Raw genomic sequence first — 1,177 nt, forward strand, 5'->3', positions numbered from 1 at the left:
ATGACGGCTTCGGTGCGCAGGGGGTTGATCTCGGAGACGGCGCCGACGAGCGTGGTCTTGCCGACACCGAAGCCGCCGGCGACGACGATCTTCGCGGAGGTGGTGGCGCGGGTGGGGGCGGCCGCGTTAGAGCTTGCGAAGTCCACTGAGGACCCTTTCGAGCAGCGTGACGTCGGGCTGGTTTCCGGATTCGCCGCCGGAAGCGGGCTGGTGGATGGCGACCAGGCCGGCTTCGGCCAGGTCGGCCACGAGGATGCGGGCCACCCCCAGAGGGAGGGAGAGCAGCGCCGACACCTCGGCGACGGACTTGACCTCGGTGCACAAGGTGCAGATCCGCTGGTGCTCGGGGAGCAGGGTGGCCAGGCGCTGCGGGTCGACGTCGGCCGAGACGAGCGCCTCCAGCGCCAGCTCGTAGCGCGGTCTGGTCCGCCCGCCGGTCATCGCGAACGGCCGGATCAGCGGGCCCGAGTCGTAGTCGTCCTCGAACTCCTCGACGTACCCCGGCTCCTGGGCCGGCTCCTGGCCGGGACCGGAGTGGTGCCGGCCGGGCTGCGGGGCGGGGGCGGAGTGTCGGCCGGGGAGGTGGCCGTCCGTCCTGCCCGGGGCCGGCCAGCCGGCCGGGGGCGCGTCGTACGACGGCTGCTGCCGGCCGTACTGGTCGTACTGCTCCTGCGGGTACGGCTGGCCGTACTGCTGCTGGCCGTACTGGCCGTACTGGCCGTGCTGCTGACCGTGGCCGGCGACGCCGGGTGCTCCGAAGGCGTCATGGCCCGTGCCAGGGTACGGAACGCCGTACTGGCCGCTGCGGTCGTCGGGCGGTGTCACGGTTCCTCTCCTCACAAGGTGCGGCGGTGCGGTGCGAGCTCCGGACGGGTCCGGAGCCGGTGGTGCGAAGGCCGTACAACGTCCGAACCCGAGCCCGCCGAAGCGGGCCCGGGACGGGCGTGGAGGTGCTTCGAATACCAGGACGGTATCCGACGAACCGTCAGTGCAGGAGACTGCCCTGGAGTTCTGCGCGGAGCGCGGGGGTGAGGACGGCGCCGGCGCGGTCGACGAGCAGTGCCATCTCGTAGCCGACGAGGCCGATGTCGGAGTCCGGGGAGGCGAGGACGGCGAGGGCGGAGCCGTCGCTGACGGCCATCAGGAAGAGGAAACCGCGCTCCATCTCGACAACGGT

General features: G+C 72.1%; 1 protein-coding gene and 2 pseudogenes. All 3 read right to left on the bottom strand.

Translation table 11 applies throughout. The features are described 5' to 3' along the window. Positions 1-146 (bottom strand): annotated as a pseudogene (locus ABZ495_RS37070) (ATP-binding protein); the annotation flags it as partial. Further along, complete coding sequence (locus tag ABZ495_RS37075) at positions 127-825, bottom strand: DUF742 domain-containing protein (RefSeq protein ID WP_329489723.1); 699 nt, start codon at positions 823-825, stop codon at positions 127-129. The pseudogene ABZ495_RS37070 and the gene ABZ495_RS37075, both read right to left, overlap by 20 nt. A gap of 160 nt (positions 826-985) precedes the next feature. Next, positions 986-1,177, bottom strand: a pseudogene (locus tag ABZ495_RS37080) (roadblock/LC7 domain-containing protein); the annotation flags it as partial.

The sequence above is a fragment of the Kitasatospora sp. NPDC005748 genome, from assembly GCF_040630735.1.
GTDB lineage: Bacteria > Actinomycetota > Actinomycetes > Streptomycetales > Streptomycetaceae > Kitasatospora.